Origin of the sequence: Acrocarpospora sp. B8E8, assembly GCF_039871605.1 — a bacterium.
In the GTDB taxonomy this organism is placed as follows: Bacteria; Actinomycetota; Actinomycetes; order Streptosporangiales; family Streptosporangiaceae; genus Acrocarpospora; species Acrocarpospora macrocephala.
Window position 1 is genome coordinate 1 of the sequence record NZ_JBDPLV010000006.1, and the last position, 16736, is coordinate 16736.

General features: G+C 69.3%; 17 protein-coding genes. 5 read left to right on the forward strand and 12 right to left on the reverse strand.

Annotated features, from left to right (window positions below; genetic code table 11):
- Window positions 1-503: 503 nt before the first annotated feature.
- Window positions 504-1130, forward strand: a complete 627-nt coding sequence (locus ABGB08_RS07460) for a hypothetical protein (RefSeq protein ID WP_347587679.1) — start codon at window positions 504-506, stop codon at window positions 1128-1130.
- On the opposite strand, the gene ABGB08_RS07465 is transcribed toward ABGB08_RS07460, so the two are convergent.
- Complete coding sequence (locus tag ABGB08_RS07465) at window positions 1127-1816, reverse strand: hypothetical protein (protein ID WP_347587681.1); 690 nt, start codon at window positions 1814-1816, stop codon at window positions 1127-1129. The two genes, ABGB08_RS07460 and ABGB08_RS07465, sit on opposite strands and share 4 nt — an antisense overlap.
- A gap of 315 nt (window positions 1817-2131) precedes the next feature.
- Between ABGB08_RS07465 and ABGB08_RS07470 the strand changes: the two genes are divergently transcribed.
- Window positions 2132-3481, forward strand: a complete 1350-nt coding sequence (locus ABGB08_RS07470) for a wax ester/triacylglycerol synthase domain-containing protein (protein WP_347587683.1) — start codon at window positions 2132-2134, stop codon at window positions 3479-3481.
- A gap of 75 nt (window positions 3482-3556) precedes the next feature.
- On the opposite strand, the gene ABGB08_RS07475 is transcribed toward ABGB08_RS07470, so the two are convergent.
- On the reverse strand, window positions 3557-4399 hold the full coding sequence (locus ABGB08_RS07475) for an oxidoreductase (RefSeq protein WP_347587685.1): 843 nt from the start codon (window positions 4397-4399) through the stop codon (window positions 3557-3559).
- A 45-nt stretch (window positions 4400-4444) separates the two neighbouring features.
- The gene (locus ABGB08_RS07480; protein ID WP_347587687.1) at window positions 4445-4786 is read right to left on the reverse strand and encodes a nuclear transport factor 2 family protein; all 342 of its coding nucleotides are present in this window, start codon (window positions 4784-4786) and stop codon (window positions 4445-4447) included.
- A gap of 98 nt (window positions 4787-4884) precedes the next feature.
- Here ABGB08_RS07480 and ABGB08_RS07485 point away from each other — a divergent pair, with 98 nt between their 5' ends.
- The gene (locus ABGB08_RS07485) at window positions 4885-5409 is read left to right on the forward strand and encodes a helix-turn-helix domain-containing protein (RefSeq protein WP_347587689.1); all 525 of its coding nucleotides are present in this window, start codon (window positions 4885-4887) and stop codon (window positions 5407-5409) included.
- Here ABGB08_RS07485 and soxR read toward each other — a convergent pair.
- Window positions 5392-5856 (reverse strand): redox-sensitive transcriptional activator SoxR, encoded by a 465-nt coding sequence (soxR, locus tag ABGB08_RS07490; protein ID WP_347587691.1) that lies wholly within the window; start codon window positions 5854-5856, stop codon window positions 5392-5394. The genes ABGB08_RS07485 and soxR overlap by 18 nt on opposite strands.
- 55 nt (window positions 5857-5911) lie before the next feature.
- Between soxR and ABGB08_RS07495 the strand changes: the two genes are divergently transcribed.
- Together ABGB08_RS07495 and ABGB08_RS07500 are read left to right on the forward strand one after the other, a co-directional pair.
- Window positions 5912-7129 carry an NAD(P)H-binding protein gene (locus ABGB08_RS07495; RefSeq protein ID WP_347587693.1) on the forward strand — a complete coding sequence of 406 codons (1218 nt, stop codon included), beginning with the start codon at window positions 5912-5914 and terminating at the stop codon, window positions 7127-7129.
- A gap of 5 nt (window positions 7130-7134) precedes the next feature.
- The gene (locus ABGB08_RS07500; protein WP_347587695.1) at window positions 7135-7578 is read left to right on the forward strand and encodes an SDR family NAD(P)-dependent oxidoreductase; all 444 of its coding nucleotides are present in this window, start codon (window positions 7135-7137) and stop codon (window positions 7576-7578) included.
- Between the two features lie 71 nt (window positions 7579-7649).
- Here the strand turns inward: ABGB08_RS07500 and ABGB08_RS07505 are convergent, their stop codons facing one another.
- The 8 genes from ABGB08_RS07505 to ABGB08_RS07540 form a co-directional block, all read right to left on the reverse strand.
- Complete coding sequence (locus ABGB08_RS07505) at window positions 7650-9290, reverse strand: hypothetical protein (RefSeq protein WP_347587697.1); 1641 nt, start codon at window positions 9288-9290, stop codon at window positions 7650-7652.
- Window positions 9291-9307: 17 nt separating this feature from the next.
- The gene (locus ABGB08_RS07510) at window positions 9308-10774 is read right to left on the reverse strand and encodes an FGGY family carbohydrate kinase (protein ID WP_347587699.1); all 1467 of its coding nucleotides are present in this window, start codon (window positions 10772-10774) and stop codon (window positions 9308-9310) included.
- A complete protein-coding gene (locus tag ABGB08_RS07515; RefSeq protein ID WP_347587701.1) occupies window positions 10771-11781 on the reverse strand; it encodes a LacI family DNA-binding transcriptional regulator in 1011 nt (336 codons plus the stop codon). Before ABGB08_RS07515 ends, ABGB08_RS07510 begins: the two co-directional genes overlap by 4 nt.
- 16 nt (window positions 11782-11797) lie before the next feature.
- A complete protein-coding gene (locus ABGB08_RS07520; protein ID WP_347587703.1) occupies window positions 11798-12442 on the reverse strand; it encodes a hypothetical protein in 645 nt (214 codons plus the stop codon).
- Window positions 12442-13287 (reverse strand): carbohydrate ABC transporter permease, encoded by an 846-nt coding sequence (locus tag ABGB08_RS07525; protein WP_347587705.1) that lies wholly within the window; start codon window positions 13285-13287, stop codon window positions 12442-12444. Before ABGB08_RS07525 ends, ABGB08_RS07520 begins: the two co-directional genes overlap by 1 nt.
- Window positions 13284-14234 carry a sugar ABC transporter permease gene (locus ABGB08_RS07530; protein WP_347587707.1) on the reverse strand — a complete coding sequence of 317 codons (951 nt, stop codon included), beginning with the start codon at window positions 14232-14234 and terminating at the stop codon, window positions 13284-13286. The genes ABGB08_RS07525 and ABGB08_RS07530 overlap by 4 nt, the downstream gene beginning before the upstream one ends.
- 27 nt (window positions 14235-14261) lie before the next feature.
- Window positions 14262-15584 carry a sugar ABC transporter substrate-binding protein gene (locus tag ABGB08_RS07535; protein ID WP_347587709.1) on the reverse strand — a complete coding sequence of 441 codons (1323 nt, stop codon included), beginning with the start codon at window positions 15582-15584 and terminating at the stop codon, window positions 14262-14264.
- A gap of 128 nt (window positions 15585-15712) precedes the next feature.
- Window positions 15713-16708, reverse strand: a complete 996-nt coding sequence (locus ABGB08_RS07540; RefSeq protein ID WP_155353429.1) for a LacI family DNA-binding transcriptional regulator — start codon at window positions 16706-16708, stop codon at window positions 15713-15715.
- Between the last annotated feature and the right edge of the window lie 28 nt (window positions 16709-16736).

Genomic DNA, 16736 nt, shown 5'->3' on the forward strand with positions numbered 1-16736 from the left:
ACCCAGGCCAGGAACCCAGGACTGAGGAAGTTCTCCGATCCTGAGACAGCGCGTGAAGGGTCGATCCTGGCCACCATGCGTAGCCACGCGATCGGCGCGCCACCATGCGTAGCCACGCGATCGGCGCGCCACCATGCGTAGCCACGCGATCGGCGCGCCACCATGCGTAGCCACGCGATCGGCGCGCTACGCCTGCTGAACTTCACCGACATCGCCGAAGGCACCCGCTGGGCGCGCGACGACTTCCACAACCCGCTCATCGCCCTCGGCCTCACAAGGTGAGAATTCCTTCGGCCCTGCCCCGCACGCCTGGGCGCGGGAGGCGTCATTATCTGGACGTTCAAGTCGAAGACGATAAGCGCCGGATGATTTAAACCGATCCGCTCTGTATTAATGGGAAAGATGGGGGTTGGTAGCTCGGTTTCGGGAAATGGACTCTTGGCCTGCGGCAAAGGACTTCAGCCCCTGACGTGGCGCGCCCGTGGCCGGGCAGGGTGGCGTCCATGAAAGTCCTCGTCACGGAATCCGTTCCGGCGGCCGGAACGGTCCCAGGGGCGATGCTGGCACTCGACGGCCACAACGTCGTGTTCTGCCATCCGGCCGGCGCCGATGTAGGGCCCGCGCCCTGCATCGGGCTGGCGGTCGGCGGCCGTTGCCCGCTGAGACCTGGTGAGGTGGATCTGGTGGTGGACATCAGACCGGCTTCCGGGCCGTTCACCATGCGGGAGGCGGGAGCGATGTGCGCGGTGCGCACCGGCACGCCACTCCTGATCGCCGGTCGCCCGCCCACGGGATCCACCCTCGCCGAGGAAGCTGTGGAGGTGTGCGAGCAGGATGAGCTCCTCGCGGCGTGTGCGAAGGCGGTGGCGCCCACCGGCCCAGTCGTCCGCCGAGCGGTCATCGAGGCGGTGGCGCCCATCGCACGACGACTCGGAGAGACCCCTGATGTCCGGCTGCTCGACGTCGAGGGCACCGTGCACATCTATGTCTCGCTGCTCAACGATCCCGACGACGTGGTGATCGAGGACATCCGCCGGGCGGCCTGGCTCGCCTTCACCAGGGCGACCCGTGGCCGGGTGCAGGCCGTGAGCCACATAGCGGTACGGACGAAGTCCACAAGCCGGCCCTAATGAGGTAGCTCAGGAGCCAGGGGGCGGATGGCATCAGCGGCAGGCGCCGGTGACTGAACGCCCGTACCCTCCGGTGTGGTTCGTTCCGCCCGGTCGCGGATGCCGAGCAACATCTTGCGCTCCATGATGAGGCTGCCCGGTTCGACGATCAGCAGGTTGAGCAGCTTGGCGGACGGTGCCGCGTCCGGAGTGGAGATGCGGTTGCGGCTGATCAGGCGCGTCGTCTTGCCCTGGGCGAGGAGGATGAAGGCCCACACCCAGGTGCCGTCGCCGGACCTGAAGACCAGCGCCCGGCCAGGTTCCACGATCTCGGCGCACATGACCGGTCCCTTGTCCCCCAGCGGGAGCTTGTCGCCGACCTTGAGATCCTGGTACTCGGGAAGGATCTTGTCGGCGCTGTGCATGTTCAGGCCGAGCAGGTTCTCGATCCAGTCATAGGTGTACGCTCCCGCGCGCCCGCTGCCCATTTGGACCAGCCATGGCCAGACGGCGTCCGTGGTCGCCCCGATGGTGACGGCACGGGTGGAGATCAGGCAGGGCGGCGGCAGAAGTTCGTCTCCTGGTAGTTCGCGCCCTATCTCCTCCGGGGTCGCACCCCAGGTGAGGCTCCATTTGCGCAGGAACAGCGCGTACGTAGCGGTGATCGCGCCGGCTGCCACGCCCGCCTTGACGAGAGATCTGATCATTGTGTCCTCCCCTGGGACGGAATGTCGATCGCCACTCCCCCGGTGGGGACGGCGTATCGATGGCGACCACGCGGTGGCGGCTCGCCGTTCCCAGCCAAACAGCCGGCAGCGGGCGGATGCGAGGGACGTACGTCCCATTGCCCGCGTCCTTCGGCCTCCACCTGGCGCGGGCAACCGAAACCCGAGGATCACCGGCCTGAACGCCTTTCTCGGCGAGCCGACCAATGGCACCACTGATGATGACCTCCGCCTCATGGCGAGCGGCGTGCGGCCGGGCCAGGCTGGGAACGCGTACGGGTGTGAGGAGCACGGGCTGTGACACACGCGAAAATCGACCGCGCCAGCGGCACCGACCTGGTCAACCTCGCGGTCGATGTCGGGCCGGTCCCCATGCAGGCCGGAGCCTGCCTGATCCTGGACACCAAGCCGGGTTTCGACGTGGCGCTCGCGCAGCGGCTGATCGCCCAGCGCGTCCAGGCGATCCCGCGGCTGCGCCACCGACTGGTCCCCACACCCGTGGGCGGCGGCCGCCCCATCTGGATCGAGGACCCGTCCTTCGACATCGACCATCACCTGCGAGTCACCCGCTGCCCACCGCCCGGCGACCAGAACACGCTGCTCGACCTCGCCACGCAGATGCTCAGCCAGCCGCTGCCGGCGTCCCGGCCACTGTGGTCGATGCGGCTGGTGACCGGCCTGCCGGATCACCAGATCGCACTGATCGCCTGCTTCCACCACGTGCTCACCGACGGCATGGGAGGCCTGGCCATCCTGGCCGGACTGGCCGACGGCGTAACCCCGCCCCCACCGCCGGACTCCTTCCCGCAGCGCCTGCCGCCCTATCGCAGGCTCGCCTCCGACGCCTGGGCCGCTCGTCTGCGTGCGCTCGCCCGCGCACCGCGTACCTGGCAGTATGTCAGGCGCGCCGTCACGGACCTGCGGGCCCTCCCACGGGCGGCCCGCAGTTCCCTGAACCGGCCCACCGGCCCACACCAGCGGGTGGCCGTGGTCACCGCGCCCCTCCAAGAAGTCCGGCGAACCGCGCACGCCCATGGCGGCACCGTCAACGACGCCGTCCTGACCGCCGTCACCGGCGCCATCCGGGCGCTGCTGCACAGCCGCGAGGAGACCCTACCGGCGCTGGTGGTGTCCATCCCGGTGTCGGCACGACCGTTGGCCACCATCGCCCAACTCGGCAACCAGGTCGGCGTCCTGCCGATCAGCCTGCCCACCGCCGGCACCCTGGCACACCGCCTGGAGCGGACGGCGGCGATCACCCGAGCCGGCAAAGCGGCGGCAAGAACGGGAGCTTCCGCCGAACTGGTCGCCAGCGTGAACCGGATCTCCGCCCGCCTGCACACGCTGCGCTGGATGCTCAACCACCAGCGTCTGATCCACACCGTCGTCAGCAACCTGCGCGGCCCCGAACAGCCGCTGACCCTCGCCGGCGCCACGATCCGCACACTCATCCCGATCTCCCTGGTACGGGGAAACGTGACCATCGCCTTCACCGTCCTGTCTTACGCCGACGCTCTGACCGTCACGATCGCCGCCGACGCCACCCACGTCCCCGACCTGCCCATCCTCATCGCGGCCCTGGAGGCGGAATTCGCGGCGATGAGGGAGCATCCTTCCACCGACCCCACAGGCAACCCGATCGGGTGAGCAGTGACCCAGGGGCGTTCCGGCATAAGCCGCTCGAACAGGTACTTCCCTTCGATCACGTACGTTCTCTGAGCTTCAGTGGCCGGGCGGGAAGTCCGAGCCGCGTGAGACGGCCTCGTGGGCGCGGATTTCGGTGAGCGTCGTTTCGAGCTTGTCGATGACCCTGTCGTACCCGCCGCTGCCGAGTACGAGCCGGTGAGGCGGGTCGTCCCGGTTGATCGCAGCGATGACGGCCCGCGCGCCGAGGCGGGGGTCGCCGGGCTGTTTGCCGTCCTGGTCCACCATGGCGGCACGGACGGTTCGCAGCATCTCCTGGTAGTCCTCGATGGTCTCCTTCACCGGCTCGTCAGCGAAGCCCGCGTAGGCCTGGGTGCGGAAGGCTCCCGGTTCCACGGCCAGCACCTTGATGCCCAGCTGCGCCACCTCCTGCCGCAGCACGTCCGTCATTCCTTCGATCGCGTGTTTGGCCGCGGTGTAGTGGCCGAAACCGAGGACTCCGGCCAGGCCCGCGACCGAGGACATGTTGACGATCCAACCGCTGCGCCGGGCGCGCATGCCAGGGAGTACGGCGCGGGTGACCGCCAGGACCGCGAAGAAGTTGAGCTCGAACAGGTTGCGCACCGCGGCGTCGTCCATGCCCTCCACCGAGCCGTACCAGCCGCGGCCGGCGTTGTTGACCAGCACGTCGATACCGCCGAAGCGTGCCTCCGCGGCCGAGACGGCCCGGTGGATCTGCTGGGTGTCGGTGACGTCGAGCGGGAGCACGAGCACCCGGTCACCGTGGGTCTCGGCCCAGGCCCGCAGTTCCGCGGGCCTGCGGGCGGTCACTACGACACGGTCGCCCTCCTCGAGCGCGGCGTCGGCGAAGGCCATCCCGAACCCGCCGGGGGTGCCTCCGGTGATGAACCAGGTCTTCATGTACATCCTTGCGTGGGCGAAGAGGGATTCCCGGACCGCCGGCCTTCAGGGCTCGATGACGAGGTGCTCGATGAGGGCGCCGCGCAGGGTGAAGCGGTAGTGAAGATCCACGGTGCCGCCGGGGAAGTCGCCCTCCAGATGCTGGGTGACGGTGTAGTGGCGGTCGCCGGTCCGCTCGGCGGCGATCGGTGTGGTGGTGAAGGTGTATTCGCTGGCCGCGTGGTTCATCCATGTCTCGATGGCGCCGACGCCGGTGTGGGTACGGCCGTCGTCGACCACGGTGGCGTCAGGGGTGAAGTGCGCGAGTTCGGCGGCGGTGTCGCGGACGCGGTGCGCGATCAGGAAGCCGGAGATGGTGCCGGGAAGCGCGTCGAGGGCGATGGGCATGACGTCTCCTTCGGAGATCAGAAAGGGTATTCCATCAACGTACCTACTGCTAAAATAGAAGTAAGTAGCTTCGATAATAGCAGTAACGAGGGAGCGGCATGACAGGGCGCACCAGACCACAGGACCGCGAATGCCCGCTGTCGACCACGATCGAGCATGTCGGCGAGTGGTGGACCCTGCTGCTCCTGCACGACGCCTTCGACGGCTACACCCGCTTCGACCAGTTCCAGGAGAATTTGGGCATCTCCTCCAGCATGCTCACCGCCCGCCTGAAGACCCTCGTGGCCGACGGGTTGCTGGAACGCCGCCCGTACCAGACCAACCCGGTGCGCCACGAGTACGTCCTGACCGAGCTGGGCCGATCCCTGCGGCCGGTCATCGTCGCCATGGCGGCCTGGGGCAACGCCCGCCTCGCCCCGGGACAGCGCAGCATGATCCTGATCGACGCCGCCACCGGCGAAGAGGTCGAGCCGGTGGTCGTCGACGCCAAGACCGGCCGCCGCCTGGAGGACAGCCGGACGTACGTCTTCACCGCCGGCCCGGCCGCCGGCCCGGGCATGCGCGCCCGCTACATCCCCCAGGAGAGCGGCAGCGCTCGACGCAGCCTAAGCGGGGGCTCCTGAGCTGAGGCGGTGCGGCCCGCTGCCCTTCTCGCCGAGCCGGTCCCCCGGGTTGACCAGCAGGCACTGCTCGAACGACAGGCAGCCGCAGCCGATGCACTCGGTGAACAGGTCGCGCATGCGTTCCAGCCGTTCGATCCGGGCGTTGAGCTCCTCGCGCCAGCAGTCGGACGCCCGTACCCAGAACTCCCGGGTCGGGGTGGCGCCTTCGGGCAGGAAGCCCAGGACCTCGCCGATCACCGCGAGCGGGATGCCCACGTTCTGCGAGGCGCGGATGAAGGCCACCACGCGCAGCGTCGTCCGGTGGTAGCGGCGCTGGTTTCCGGACGTACGGCGGCTGCGAATGAGCCCCTGGCGCTCGTAGAAGCGCAACGCCGACGCGGGCACGCCGCTGCGCTCGGCGAGCTCGCCGATGGTCAGTTCCTTGGTGTTCCAGGGCACGGTGCTCACATATCAGAGCCTAGAGGTTGACTTAAACATATGTTTAAGTCCGAACATGGCCAGCATGACTGATCTGAACAAGAAGGTGCTGGTCACGGGAGCAACCGGCAACGTGGGCAGGCGCCTGGTCGCCATGCTGGCCGAGGCGGGTGTCACGCCGCGCGCGCTCGCCCGGGACCCCCGCTCGGCCGGCCTGCCGGACGAGGTCGAGGTGGTACGCGGCGACCTGACCGATCCGGGTTCCCTCGACGCGGCGCTCGAGGGTGTGGACTCGGTGTTCCTGCTGTGGCCTTTCCTCACGGCGGAGGGAGCGCGGCCCGTCGTGGACGCGATCGCCAGGCACGCGCGCCACGTGGTCTACCTTTCCGCCTTTTCCGTACGCGATGACCGCACGGAGAACGGGGTCTGGGGCGAGGTGGAGCAGCTGATCGAACACGCCGGAACGCAGTGGACGTTCCTCCGGGCCGGCGGGTTCGCCACCAACACCCTGGGCTGGGCCGGTGAGATCCGCGGCACGGGCGTGGTGCGGGCGCCGTACGCGGGCGCGGCCCGGTCGCTGATCCACGAGGCCGACATCGCCGCCGTGGCGGCGCTGGCGCTGACCGAGGACGGGCACGCCGGTCGGCGGTACGTGCTCACCGGCCCGGAGGTGCTCACTCAGGCAGAGCAGGTGCGCGTCATCGGCGAGGTGATCGGGCGGAGCCTGCGCTTCGACGAGCAGCCGCCCGAGGAGGCCCGCGAGCAGATGATCGCCGCCTGGGGAGATCCGACTTTCGTGGACCAGGCACTCGGATATTGGGCCAGCATCGTCGACGAGCCGGAGCTGGTCACCTTCACCGTGGCGGAGCTGACCGGCCGACCGGCCCGTACGTTCCGGGAGTGGGCCCGCGACCACGCGCCCGCCTTCCGGAACTCCGCGGATGTCGCCAACGCTTATGTCGGGACGTTCCGGCAGGGATCGATGGAGGAGGCCCTGGCGCTGCTGTCGCAGGACGTGGTGCGTGTGGCGCCGCTGGAGGGCGCGGAAGAGCTGACCGGCCTGCGAGCGATCATGGAAAATGCCCGGCTGCTGACGGCGGGCTACGACATCCACGGCGTCGACGTCGACGGGCCGTTCCTGGCGGGTGACCGGTTCGCCGTCAAGTTCACCTTCGACGAGACCGACCAGCGAACCGGGCGGCGCGAGAGCACCTCGAAGATGTCGCTCTACACGGTGTCCGGCGGGCGGATCGTACGGGAGGAGGTCTACTACCTCGACGGACCGCAGGCCGTCACCCGATAGCTACTATGGCGTATGACCAGCGAATCCCCCGCGGTGGCACGGCGTCGGCGCGAGCAGCTCCGCGACTTTCCGCGTACGCGCCGGGCGCGGCTCACACCGGGCGCGACAAAACCAGGCTGGACGCCGCAGTCGAAGACCTGGACAGCGGGGACCGCGTCCTGGCCATGCGCGGCGACACGGCGAGCCTCCCCGACCTGGACGCGCTGACAGCCGCGATCCGAAGCCGGTACGGCCGCTTGGATGTGATCTTCGCCAACGCGGGCATCGCCTCATTCCAGCCAAACGGCGAGATCACCGAGGCCGATTTCGACCACATGGTGGACATCAACTTCAAAGGAGTGTTCTTCACCCTCCAGAAGGCCCTCCCACTACTGTCCAACCACGCAGCAATCGTGATCAACGCATCATGGACCCTGCGCCGAGGAACACCAGCACGGCACGTGTCATGAGACCACTGTCCAGCACGCTGGGAGAAGTCGCGACAGGGTGGGGCCCCAACGTGAGAGCCCCACCCTGAAGATCAGGTCAGGTGTGTTTCGCCGCACAGATGGACGGTGACGCCGAGTTCGGCGAAGAGTGCGGCCTTGGTGACGAGTGCCTTGTCGGCCGTCTCCGCGTCAGGGGCGTACGCGACGTTGAGGTGGTTGGCCTTGTGGCGGGCCATGAACTGGTCGCGGCTGACGCCGTGGAAGACGGCGTGCATGATGGGCCAGGCGGGCGTGGTCGCCAACGAGCGGCGTTCGGTCTCCTCGTCGGGCAGCGATATCGCCGAGGCGCGGCCCAGGTCGACGTGGAGCGCGCCGCCCTGTACGAAGACCCGGCTCCAGACGATCTCGCCGGGCTTGCAGACGCCCTTGATGGTCGATCCGCCGAGCGGGAAGTAGACGGGGTCCTGCCGCCAGCCGACCGCGCCCGCGTATCCGTCGGCGAAGTGCGAAGGGGGCACCGAACCGGAGATCTCGAAGACCCAGACGAACCGGCCGTCGTATTCCTCGCCCCAGCGCACGTCGTGGAGGGTGGTCGCCGGGTCGAGGCCCATGGCCGTCCAGATGCGGTTGGTCACGAGCGCGTCGACCGCGACCCCCTCGTCGGCCTCGTTGAAGTGGGGCAGGGCCTGCCCGTCCCACAGCACCCGCGCCCCGTCACGCGAGGTCACCGGCGGGCGGTCGACGTTGTTGAGGATGCCCTCGGCGAGGTCGGAGGCGGGCGAGAGGTCCTTCAAGCCCTGCTGGTACTGGATTCCCACGGCGTCCAGGCCGAAGTCGTCGCTGATGCGCAGCGCGGCGATGTACATCTTGTACTGCCAGCGCAGCTGCGCGGGGGTAAGTTCGGTGGCTTCGTCCGTGCCGAGGCGGAATGTCATGCCCTTGGCGACGAGCCAGGCGCCGATGGCGTCCGCCTCCTGGTCGGACACGGTCTGCATCTCGGCCCAGAGCGCGCTCTGGGAGAGCCGCTCCTTGTAGATGCCGATCGGGTTGAGCAGCTCGTCGTCGATGATCGCGTTGTACATGCCCATGCAGCCCTCGTCGAAGACGCCGATGATGGCCTTGTCGGCGAGGAGTTGCCGGGCGAGCGCGCGGCCGAGGGCGCGTTCCGGGCTCTCGGGCAGGGCGGGCAGGTCCCGGACATGCGACAGGTCATGGGCGATGGTCCCGTTCTGCACCCAGCTCTTGATGCCCGCCTTGAACCAGTCGTCGGTGAAGTCGACGCTCCAGATCGTCGAGTACTCGACGCCCATCTTCGCCATCCCGGCGTTGAGGCCGAGCAGGCCGACGAGGCCGGGCCAGTCGCCCGCGAAGTTCGCGACGGTGAGGATCGGGCCCTGGTGCGTGCGCAGCCCGGCGAGCACGTGGTGGCTGTACTGCCAGACGGCCTCGGCGACGATGAGCGGCGCGTCGACGGGGATGTTCTTGAACACCTCCAGCCCCATGCGCTGGCTGGAGATGAAGCCGTGGCCGGTGGCCGGGTCGACCGGGTTCGCCCGCAGCACCGCCCAGCCCAGTTCGGCGAAGGCGGCCGTGAGGTCGGCCTCCATCCGCACCTGGGTGGGCCAGCCCGCCAGGTTGGCGGTGGGCCGCAGGTCTCCGCTGGCGATGAGATAGGCCGTGTTCGGCGACGAGGCCGGGCGGCTGGCCGGAGCGGGGAGGGTGTAGCTGTCCATGGTCTTTCCTCCGAGGGTTACGCGAGCATCCGTTCCCGGGCCGCGAGCGTGTGGGCGATGGTTCTGGTGGCCGGATAGAGCTCGCGGTACATCGCGTACAGCTCGTCGTAGCCGGATCGCAGCGAGGGATTCGGGATGATCGTCTCCGCGGGTGGGTTCCAGTCGGTGATGGCGGCCGAGACGAGCGTGCGCGCCGCGAGGTAGGCGGCGCCGTAGGCCGCCCCGATGGTCGTGGCCGGGATGACCTGGGGCAGGCCGGTGACGTCGCTGACGATGCGCGTCCACAGCCCGCCGCGCGTGCCGCCGCCGACCGCGACCACGCGTTCGACGTGCGCGCCCGCGGCGTGGAGCGCCTCGATGTTGTGGCGTACGCCGAGGGCGGTCGCCTCCAGCGCGGCCCGGTAGAGGTCGCCCCTGGTGTGGCTGAGGGTCAGACCGGCGATGACGCCGCGGGCGTCCGGGTCCTGCAAGGGTGTGCGCTCGCCCGCGAAGTACGGCAGGACGAGCAGGCCGTGCGCGCCCGGCCCGGACTCTTCCGCCTCGGCGAGGAGGGTGGCGTAGTCGGGCGCGCCGACGAGGTCGCGCAGCCAGGTCGTGAGGGCGCCGGAGGTCGCCATGCCGCCCGCGAGGTTGTGCGAGCCGCGGAACGCGCCGACCGTGCCCCACATGGACGGCGTCCTGAGCGGCCGTTCGACGGTGGCGATCAGGAACATGGTCGTGCCGTACATCAGCATGAGGTCGCCCGGGTTCTGGGCGTCGACGCTCACGGCCTCGGTCCACGCGTCGATCGAGCCGGTGATGACGGGCGTGCCGGCGGCAATGCCCGCGACCGGCTCGCGGGTCGTCCCGGCGATCTCGTCGGACCAGGCGAGCGCCGGTAGCTCCAGCTGCGGCGCGATGTGCCCGGCCCACGGCCGGTGCCAGTCGACGGCGCGGATGTCGAACATCGGCGTGCACTGGCTCGCCGAGTGGTAGTCCAGGGTGTACGCCCCGGTGAGGCGATACGCGAGCCACGACGCGGGCATGAACAGGCGGCGGGCGCGGCTCCAGGTGGCCGGTTCGTTCTCGGCGAGCCACCGGAGTTTCGGCCCGACGGCCTGCGAGGACAGGACGGAGCCGCACCGGTCGAGGATCGCCTCCGGGCCGCCGAACTCGGCGGTGAGGTCCTCGATCTGCGTGGCCGCTCGGGTGTCGACGCCGTACAGGATCGCCGGACGCAGCGGCAGGCCGTCCTCGTCCGTCAGCAGCACGCACGGTCCCATGCCGCTGACACCCACCGCCGCGATCTCGGCTCCGGCGGTCAGCTCGGCGGCGAGCTCGCGGAACTCGGTCCACCACAGCTCGCCGTCCATCTCGACGTGGCCGGGGCGCGGTCGGCTGACCTCGTGTTCGCGTACGGCGGAGGCCAGCAGCCGCCCGGTTTCGTCCACCAGCACGCCCTTGCTGCTCGACGTGCCGATGTCGACGCCCAGAAAGAATTTCACTGCTTCTCCCTTGATCTGCGATCGGCGCGCAGGACCACGGTCCGCGCGGGGCCGTCGTCACCGGCGATGCGGTCGAGCAGCAGGCCCGCCGCCGCCTCGCCGAGCTTCCTGGCGGGCAGGTCGACGACGCGGATGCCCCGCCGCCCGAAGGACGCGAACGGCAGGTCGCCGAAGACGGCGAGGCCGAACCCGGGCGGCGCGAGCCCCGCGTCGTGCAGCGCCTCGATCGCTCCGGCGGCCATCAGGTTGTTGGCGACGACCGCGGCGTCCGGCGGCTCGCGGAGCGCGAGCAGCTCCGCCATGGCGGCGCGGCCGCCGTCGACGCGGTAGTCGGCGTAGCGCAGCAGCTCGTCATGGCGCAGCAGCTCGTCGTCGCCCGCGCCGTGGCGGTCGCGGCTGGCCTGCTGCCAGCCCTCCATGCGGAGCTGGGCGGTCTCGACCGAGCTGGGCCCGGTGATGCAGGCCACCCGCGAGAACCCGGCGGCGAACAGCGACTCCGCGGCCGACAGCCCGCCGGCCCGGTTGTCGACGGTGACGGCGTCGATGTCGGCCCGGTTCAGGCTCCGGTCGACGGCGACGACGGGACGCCGGTGGGCGATGAGCCTGCTCACGTCGCTGGTGGCGTCGGCCGGAGCCAGGATGACCCCGGCCATGTGCTCCGCGATCGCGATGTCCATGTACGTCGACTCGCGCGCCGGATCGTCGTCGGTGTTGCACAACACGACCGAGAATCCCCCCGCCCGGGCCCTGTTCTCCACACCCCGGGCGAGCGCGGTGAAGAACGGGTTCTCGATGTCCGGGATGATCAGCGCGATGACCTCCGAGTACTGACGGCGCAACCGCCGGGCGGTCCGGTTGGGCGTGAAGGCCAGCTCCGCGGCGGCGGCGCGCACGCGCCGTTCGGACTCCGGCGAGACCCGCGCCCCGTTCATCACCCGGCTCACGGTGGCCGCGGAGACTCCGGCGCGGGCGGCCACCTGGTAGATCGTCACCTTCGCGTCGGCCATCCGGTCCCGCCTGGGGTCATTGCCGCGAACCCTGGAGTTCGTCGATCTCGCCAAGAAGCGCGAGCGTCTGGGTGGCCGTGATCGCGAGCAGCAGCGGCAGGACCACGACGGCCAGGACGCCGGTGGAGGCCGCGACCGCGAAGCCGCCCAGCCAGCCCAGGCCGACGAGCGTGAACGCCCAGCTCGGCCGGTACGCGACCAGGATGGCCCCGCCCCGCAAGGCGCGCAGGCCGTACCGCCCGCGAAGCGCGCCGTAGACGAGCGCGTACGGGAAGACGAGCAGCAGCCCGGCGGCGCCCAGGGTGGCGGCCAGCGCGGCGGCTCCGCCCGAGGCCAGCCCGAACCCGGCCAGCGACACACCTGCCGCGAGCATCAGCGCGAGCGCAGGATCGATCTCGCGCAGCAAGGCCAGGCGCGGCCCGTCGCCCCGCGCCAGAGCGGCGGCGAACCGGGCCAGACCGGTCAGCGCGAGCGCGGGCGGCACGGTCGCCGCGGCGAGCATCCAGTCCGGCGCCGCAGCGAGGATCGCCACCAGCAGCGGGGCCGCCGAAGCGAGGCCGAACACACCCGCGGCGAGGCAGCGAGGCAGCTCGTGCCAGCACGCGAGCACGCCGCGCTTGACCAGCCACGGCAGCGTCGCGGTGCGCGATCCGGCCCGCATCAGAGCTTCAGCCCGCTCGACGCGATGGACTGCACGATGTACCGCTGCGCCGCGATGAACACGACCAGGACCGGGACGATCGCCATCGCGATGCCCGCCGCGATGGTGCCCAGGGACCCGGTGGAGAACCGGCCGGCGAGCAGGACGAGGCCGACCGGGAGCGTCTGGCGCTCGGTGTCGCTGATCATCACCAGCGGCAGCAGCAGGTCGTTCCACCAGTAGGTGAAGCACAGGATGCCGAGCGTCGCGATCGACGGCCCGGACAGCGGCAGGATGACCCGGGCGAAGGTGCGGAACCGGCCCGCGCCGTCGATCTTCGCGGCCTCCTCCAGCTCGCGGGGCAGCGACAGGAAGTGCTGGCGCAGCAGGAAGATCCCGAACGCGCTGAAGATGCCGGGCAGGATGAGCGCCCACAGCGTGTTGGTCAGACCGATCTTCGACATGACCAGGAAGAGCGGGACGATCGTGACCTGGATCGGGATCATGAGCGACCCGATGACGACGGCGAACAGCACGTTCTTGCCGCAGAAGTGCAGCCGGGCGAAGGCGTACGCGGCCGTCGAGCAGGTGATCAGCTGCGCGGCGGTGACCGTGCCCGACACGATGATCGAGTTCAGGAAGAACCGGAAGTACGGCACCTGCTCGGCGACCAGCCCGAAGTTGCGCACCGTGAGGTTCTGGGCGTCGAAGGTCGGCGGCAGGCGGTACAGCTCCGCGTCGGAGCCGGAGAAGGCGCCACGGAAGATCCACAGGAACGGCGCGGTGATGGCGACGGCCGCGACGGCCAGGACCAGGAAGGTCAGGACGCGGGCGGCCAGGTGCCCGGGGCGGAGGCGGGTGCTCATGAGTAGTGCGTCCATCTGCGCGAGAACCAGAACTGGATGGCGGTGAGCACGACGAGGACGAGCGCGAAGGTGATGCCGATCGCGGAGGCGTAGCCGAGGTCGAAGTCCCCGAACGCCCGGTCGTAGAGGTATTCCACGATCGTGCGGCTGGAGTCGCCCGGGCCGCCCTGGGTGAGCACGCGCGGCTCGGCGAAGATCTGGAAGGAGTTGATGGTGTTGATCACCACGAGGAAGAAGATGGTCGGCGAGAGCAGCGGGAACGTGATCCGCCAGAACCTGGTCCAAGCGGAGGCGCCGTCCACGATGGCCGCCTCCCGCAGCTGGTTCGGGATCGACTGCAAACCGGCGATGTAGACGAGGATCGAGAACCCGATCGTCTTCCAGGAGTTGACGATGATGACCGACACCGGGGCGAAGGCCGAGGAGCCGAGCCAGTCGATCCGGTCGATGTGGACCAGGCCGAGCAGGTAGTTGACCAGGCCGAGGTCCTTGTTGAGCAGGAAACGCCAGATCAGGGCCACCGCGGAGGCCGACACGACGAAGGGGAACAGGAAGGACAGGCGGAAGAACCCGCGCAGCCAGCGGGGCATCCGCGTTTCGAGCAGCACCGCGAGCAGGAGCCCGGCGACGACGTTGACGGCGAGGATCGCGAGCGCCATGTAGGTCGTCGAGCCGTAGACCCCGAGCAGCCGCTCGTCGTGCAGGAGCCGGTCGAAGTTGTCGAGGCCGACGAACGTGCCGTCGCTGAGCAGGTTCCAGTTGTAGAAGCTCAGCCCGAGCACGCCCACGGTCGGGGCGAGGACGAAGACGAGGAACATCAGGATCGACGGCGTCAGGAACGCCAGCGCGGCCGGCCCGTCTCCCCTTCGGGTGCGCGGGGCCGGTGGCCCGGGGTCGGCGACCGCGTGGTCGCCGGCCCCGGGCCGGAGTGTGCTACTGGTTGTCATGATCTGCCTTGCGGGATCGTGTCGGACTCAGCAGGTGACGATGCCGCTCAGTTCACTCTGCAGGCTCTTGAGGCCGTCGGAGACGGGGGTCTCGGCCGCGAAGATCTGCTGCAGGTGGCGGAGGACGGTCGACTCGAACGTGCTGTACTTCGCCGGGGCGGGGTACGGCACGAGCGTCGGATACTTGTCGATGCTGTTGTAGTAAAGGTCGGAGTTGGCGGGAGGAACGCCGACCTTGGAGATCGTCTCCGCCACCGAGCGGCGCGACGGGATGGAGTCGCCGGGCTTGTCAGGGGTCCCGACGTACTGCTTCTCGATCTCGTCGCTGACCGTGAACTTCTGGTACTCCCAGGCGAGGTCCGGGTTCTGCGACGACTTGAGGATCGGGTACCCGGCGCCGCCGAACACCGTCTTGTAGGTGTCGCCCTTAGGGTAGAGCTGGATGTCGAACGCCTTGAACCCCGCCGGGAGGAAGGTGGCGATCGGCCACCGGCCCGCGCCGAACATGGCGACCTGGCCGTTCTGGAAGCGGGTGAAGACATCGCTCATCGGCATCGGGGCCGGGGCGATCCCCTCTTTGATCAGGTCGTTGAGGAAGGTCACGGCCTTGTTGACCTGGGGTGTGTCGGCCGTGGCCGTGCAGACGTCGTCGCTGGTGAGGTTGCCGCCGGCGTTGGCGACCCAGGGCATGATGCCGGGGAAGATCTCGTTGCTGGCCCAGGTGAAGCCGTACTGGTCGGGTTTGCCGTCGTTGTTGGTGTCGGCGGTGAGCTTCTTGGCGGTGGCCTTGAAGTCGTCCCAGGTCCAGTCGGCGCTCGGCGGTTCGACACCGGCCTTCTTGAAGACGTCGGTGTTGTAGTAGACGACCATGTCGTTCCAGCCGTAGGTGAGCGTGACGACGTCGCCCTTGACGGTGAATCCGTCGATGAGGCCCTTGGCGATGTCGTCGACGATCGCCTTCGCGCCGGCGTCCTTGTCGAGGTAGGCGTTGATCGGCTGGACGAGGTTGTTGGCGTGCACGAACTGGGCGCCCTCGCCGGAGATGACCATCAGGTCGGGGCGCTTGCCGGACGCGATGAGCGTCGCGACGTTCGCGTAGTAGGTGCCCCAGTTCTCTCCGGTGACCGGGGTGAGGGTGACCTTGACATCGGTGTGCGAGGCCATGAAGGAGTCTGCCGTGGCCTTGTTGCCGCTCTCGGCGGCGGGGCCGTAGTTCCAGTAGACGATTTCGAGTGATTTGTTGCCGGACGACGACGGCGTGTCCGAGCCGCTTGCGCAACCCGCAAGGGCGGTCGCCGCCAGCGCGGTGACCGCGCAGGCCAGCGCGACCTTGCGCTGGGGGATGTTCATAGGCCTGCGTCCCTCTCTAACAGCTGTGGGGTGCGCCACAGTGAAGTCTAAGAAATCGATTTCGTCAAGAGTCGAACAAGAAGTCAGCAGAACGCCCTCTGATCAGGGAGATAACGTCCTGGCATCGATTACAGGGCTAGGCCTTTGCCCGGCGGCACCGGAGGGCTAACCTCCGCGCGCAGCACCACGGTGCGGAGCGGCTGGGTGTCGCCGCCGATGCGGTCGAGCAGCATCGTGGCGGCGGTCCTGCCCAGGTAGCGGGCCGGAAGCCGGACCTGCACCACGGTGGCGGGGGCCAGCACCATGAAGGGCAGCTCGCCGACGGCGGCGAGGCCGAACGTCTCCGGCGGGATCCCCGCCTCCGCGATCGCCTGTAAAGCGCCGATGGCCATCAGGTTGTTGGTGGTCACGACCGCGTCCGGCGGGGTGTCGAGGGCGAGCAGGGCCTTCATCGCCGCGTGGCCGCCCTCCACCCGGAAGTTGGCGTGCTGCAGGTAGCCCTCGTGCGTGCCGGTCCCGCGCGCGGCGACGACCTGCCGCCAGCCGAGGAAGCGGTCCTCGGTCATCTCGATCCCGGCCGGGCCGGCGATGCAGGCGATCCTGCGATACCCGGCGTCGAAGAGGGCGGCGGTGGCCGCGATCCCGGCGGCGCGGTTGTCGATCTTGACGGCGTCCACCGGATACGGCGTCGTACGGTCGACGGCCACGACCGGGCGCCCCAGCGACACGATCGCGCCGAGATCGACTTCATCCGAGGCCGGGGACAGGATGACGCCCGCCATCTGCTCGGAGGCGGCGATCTGCAGGTAGCGCAGCTCCTTGCCGGGATTGTCGTCGGTGTTGCAGAGCACGACCGAGAAGCCCGACTCCTGGGCGCGGTCCTCGACCCCGCGGGCGAGCGCCGTGTAGAACGGGTTCTCGATGTCGGGGATGAGCAGGGCGATGATCTCCGAGCTCTGCTTGCGCAGCCGGCGGGCCGTCTTGTTCGGGGTGAAGGCCAGCCGCGCGGCGGCGTCGCGGACGAGCCGCTGTTTCTCCTCCGAGACGGTGAGCCCGTTGAAGACGCGCGAGACGGTCGCGGGAGAGACTCCGGCGAGCGCCGCTACCTCGTAGATCGTGGCCATAGAGCTCCACATTACCGACCCGGCGTGA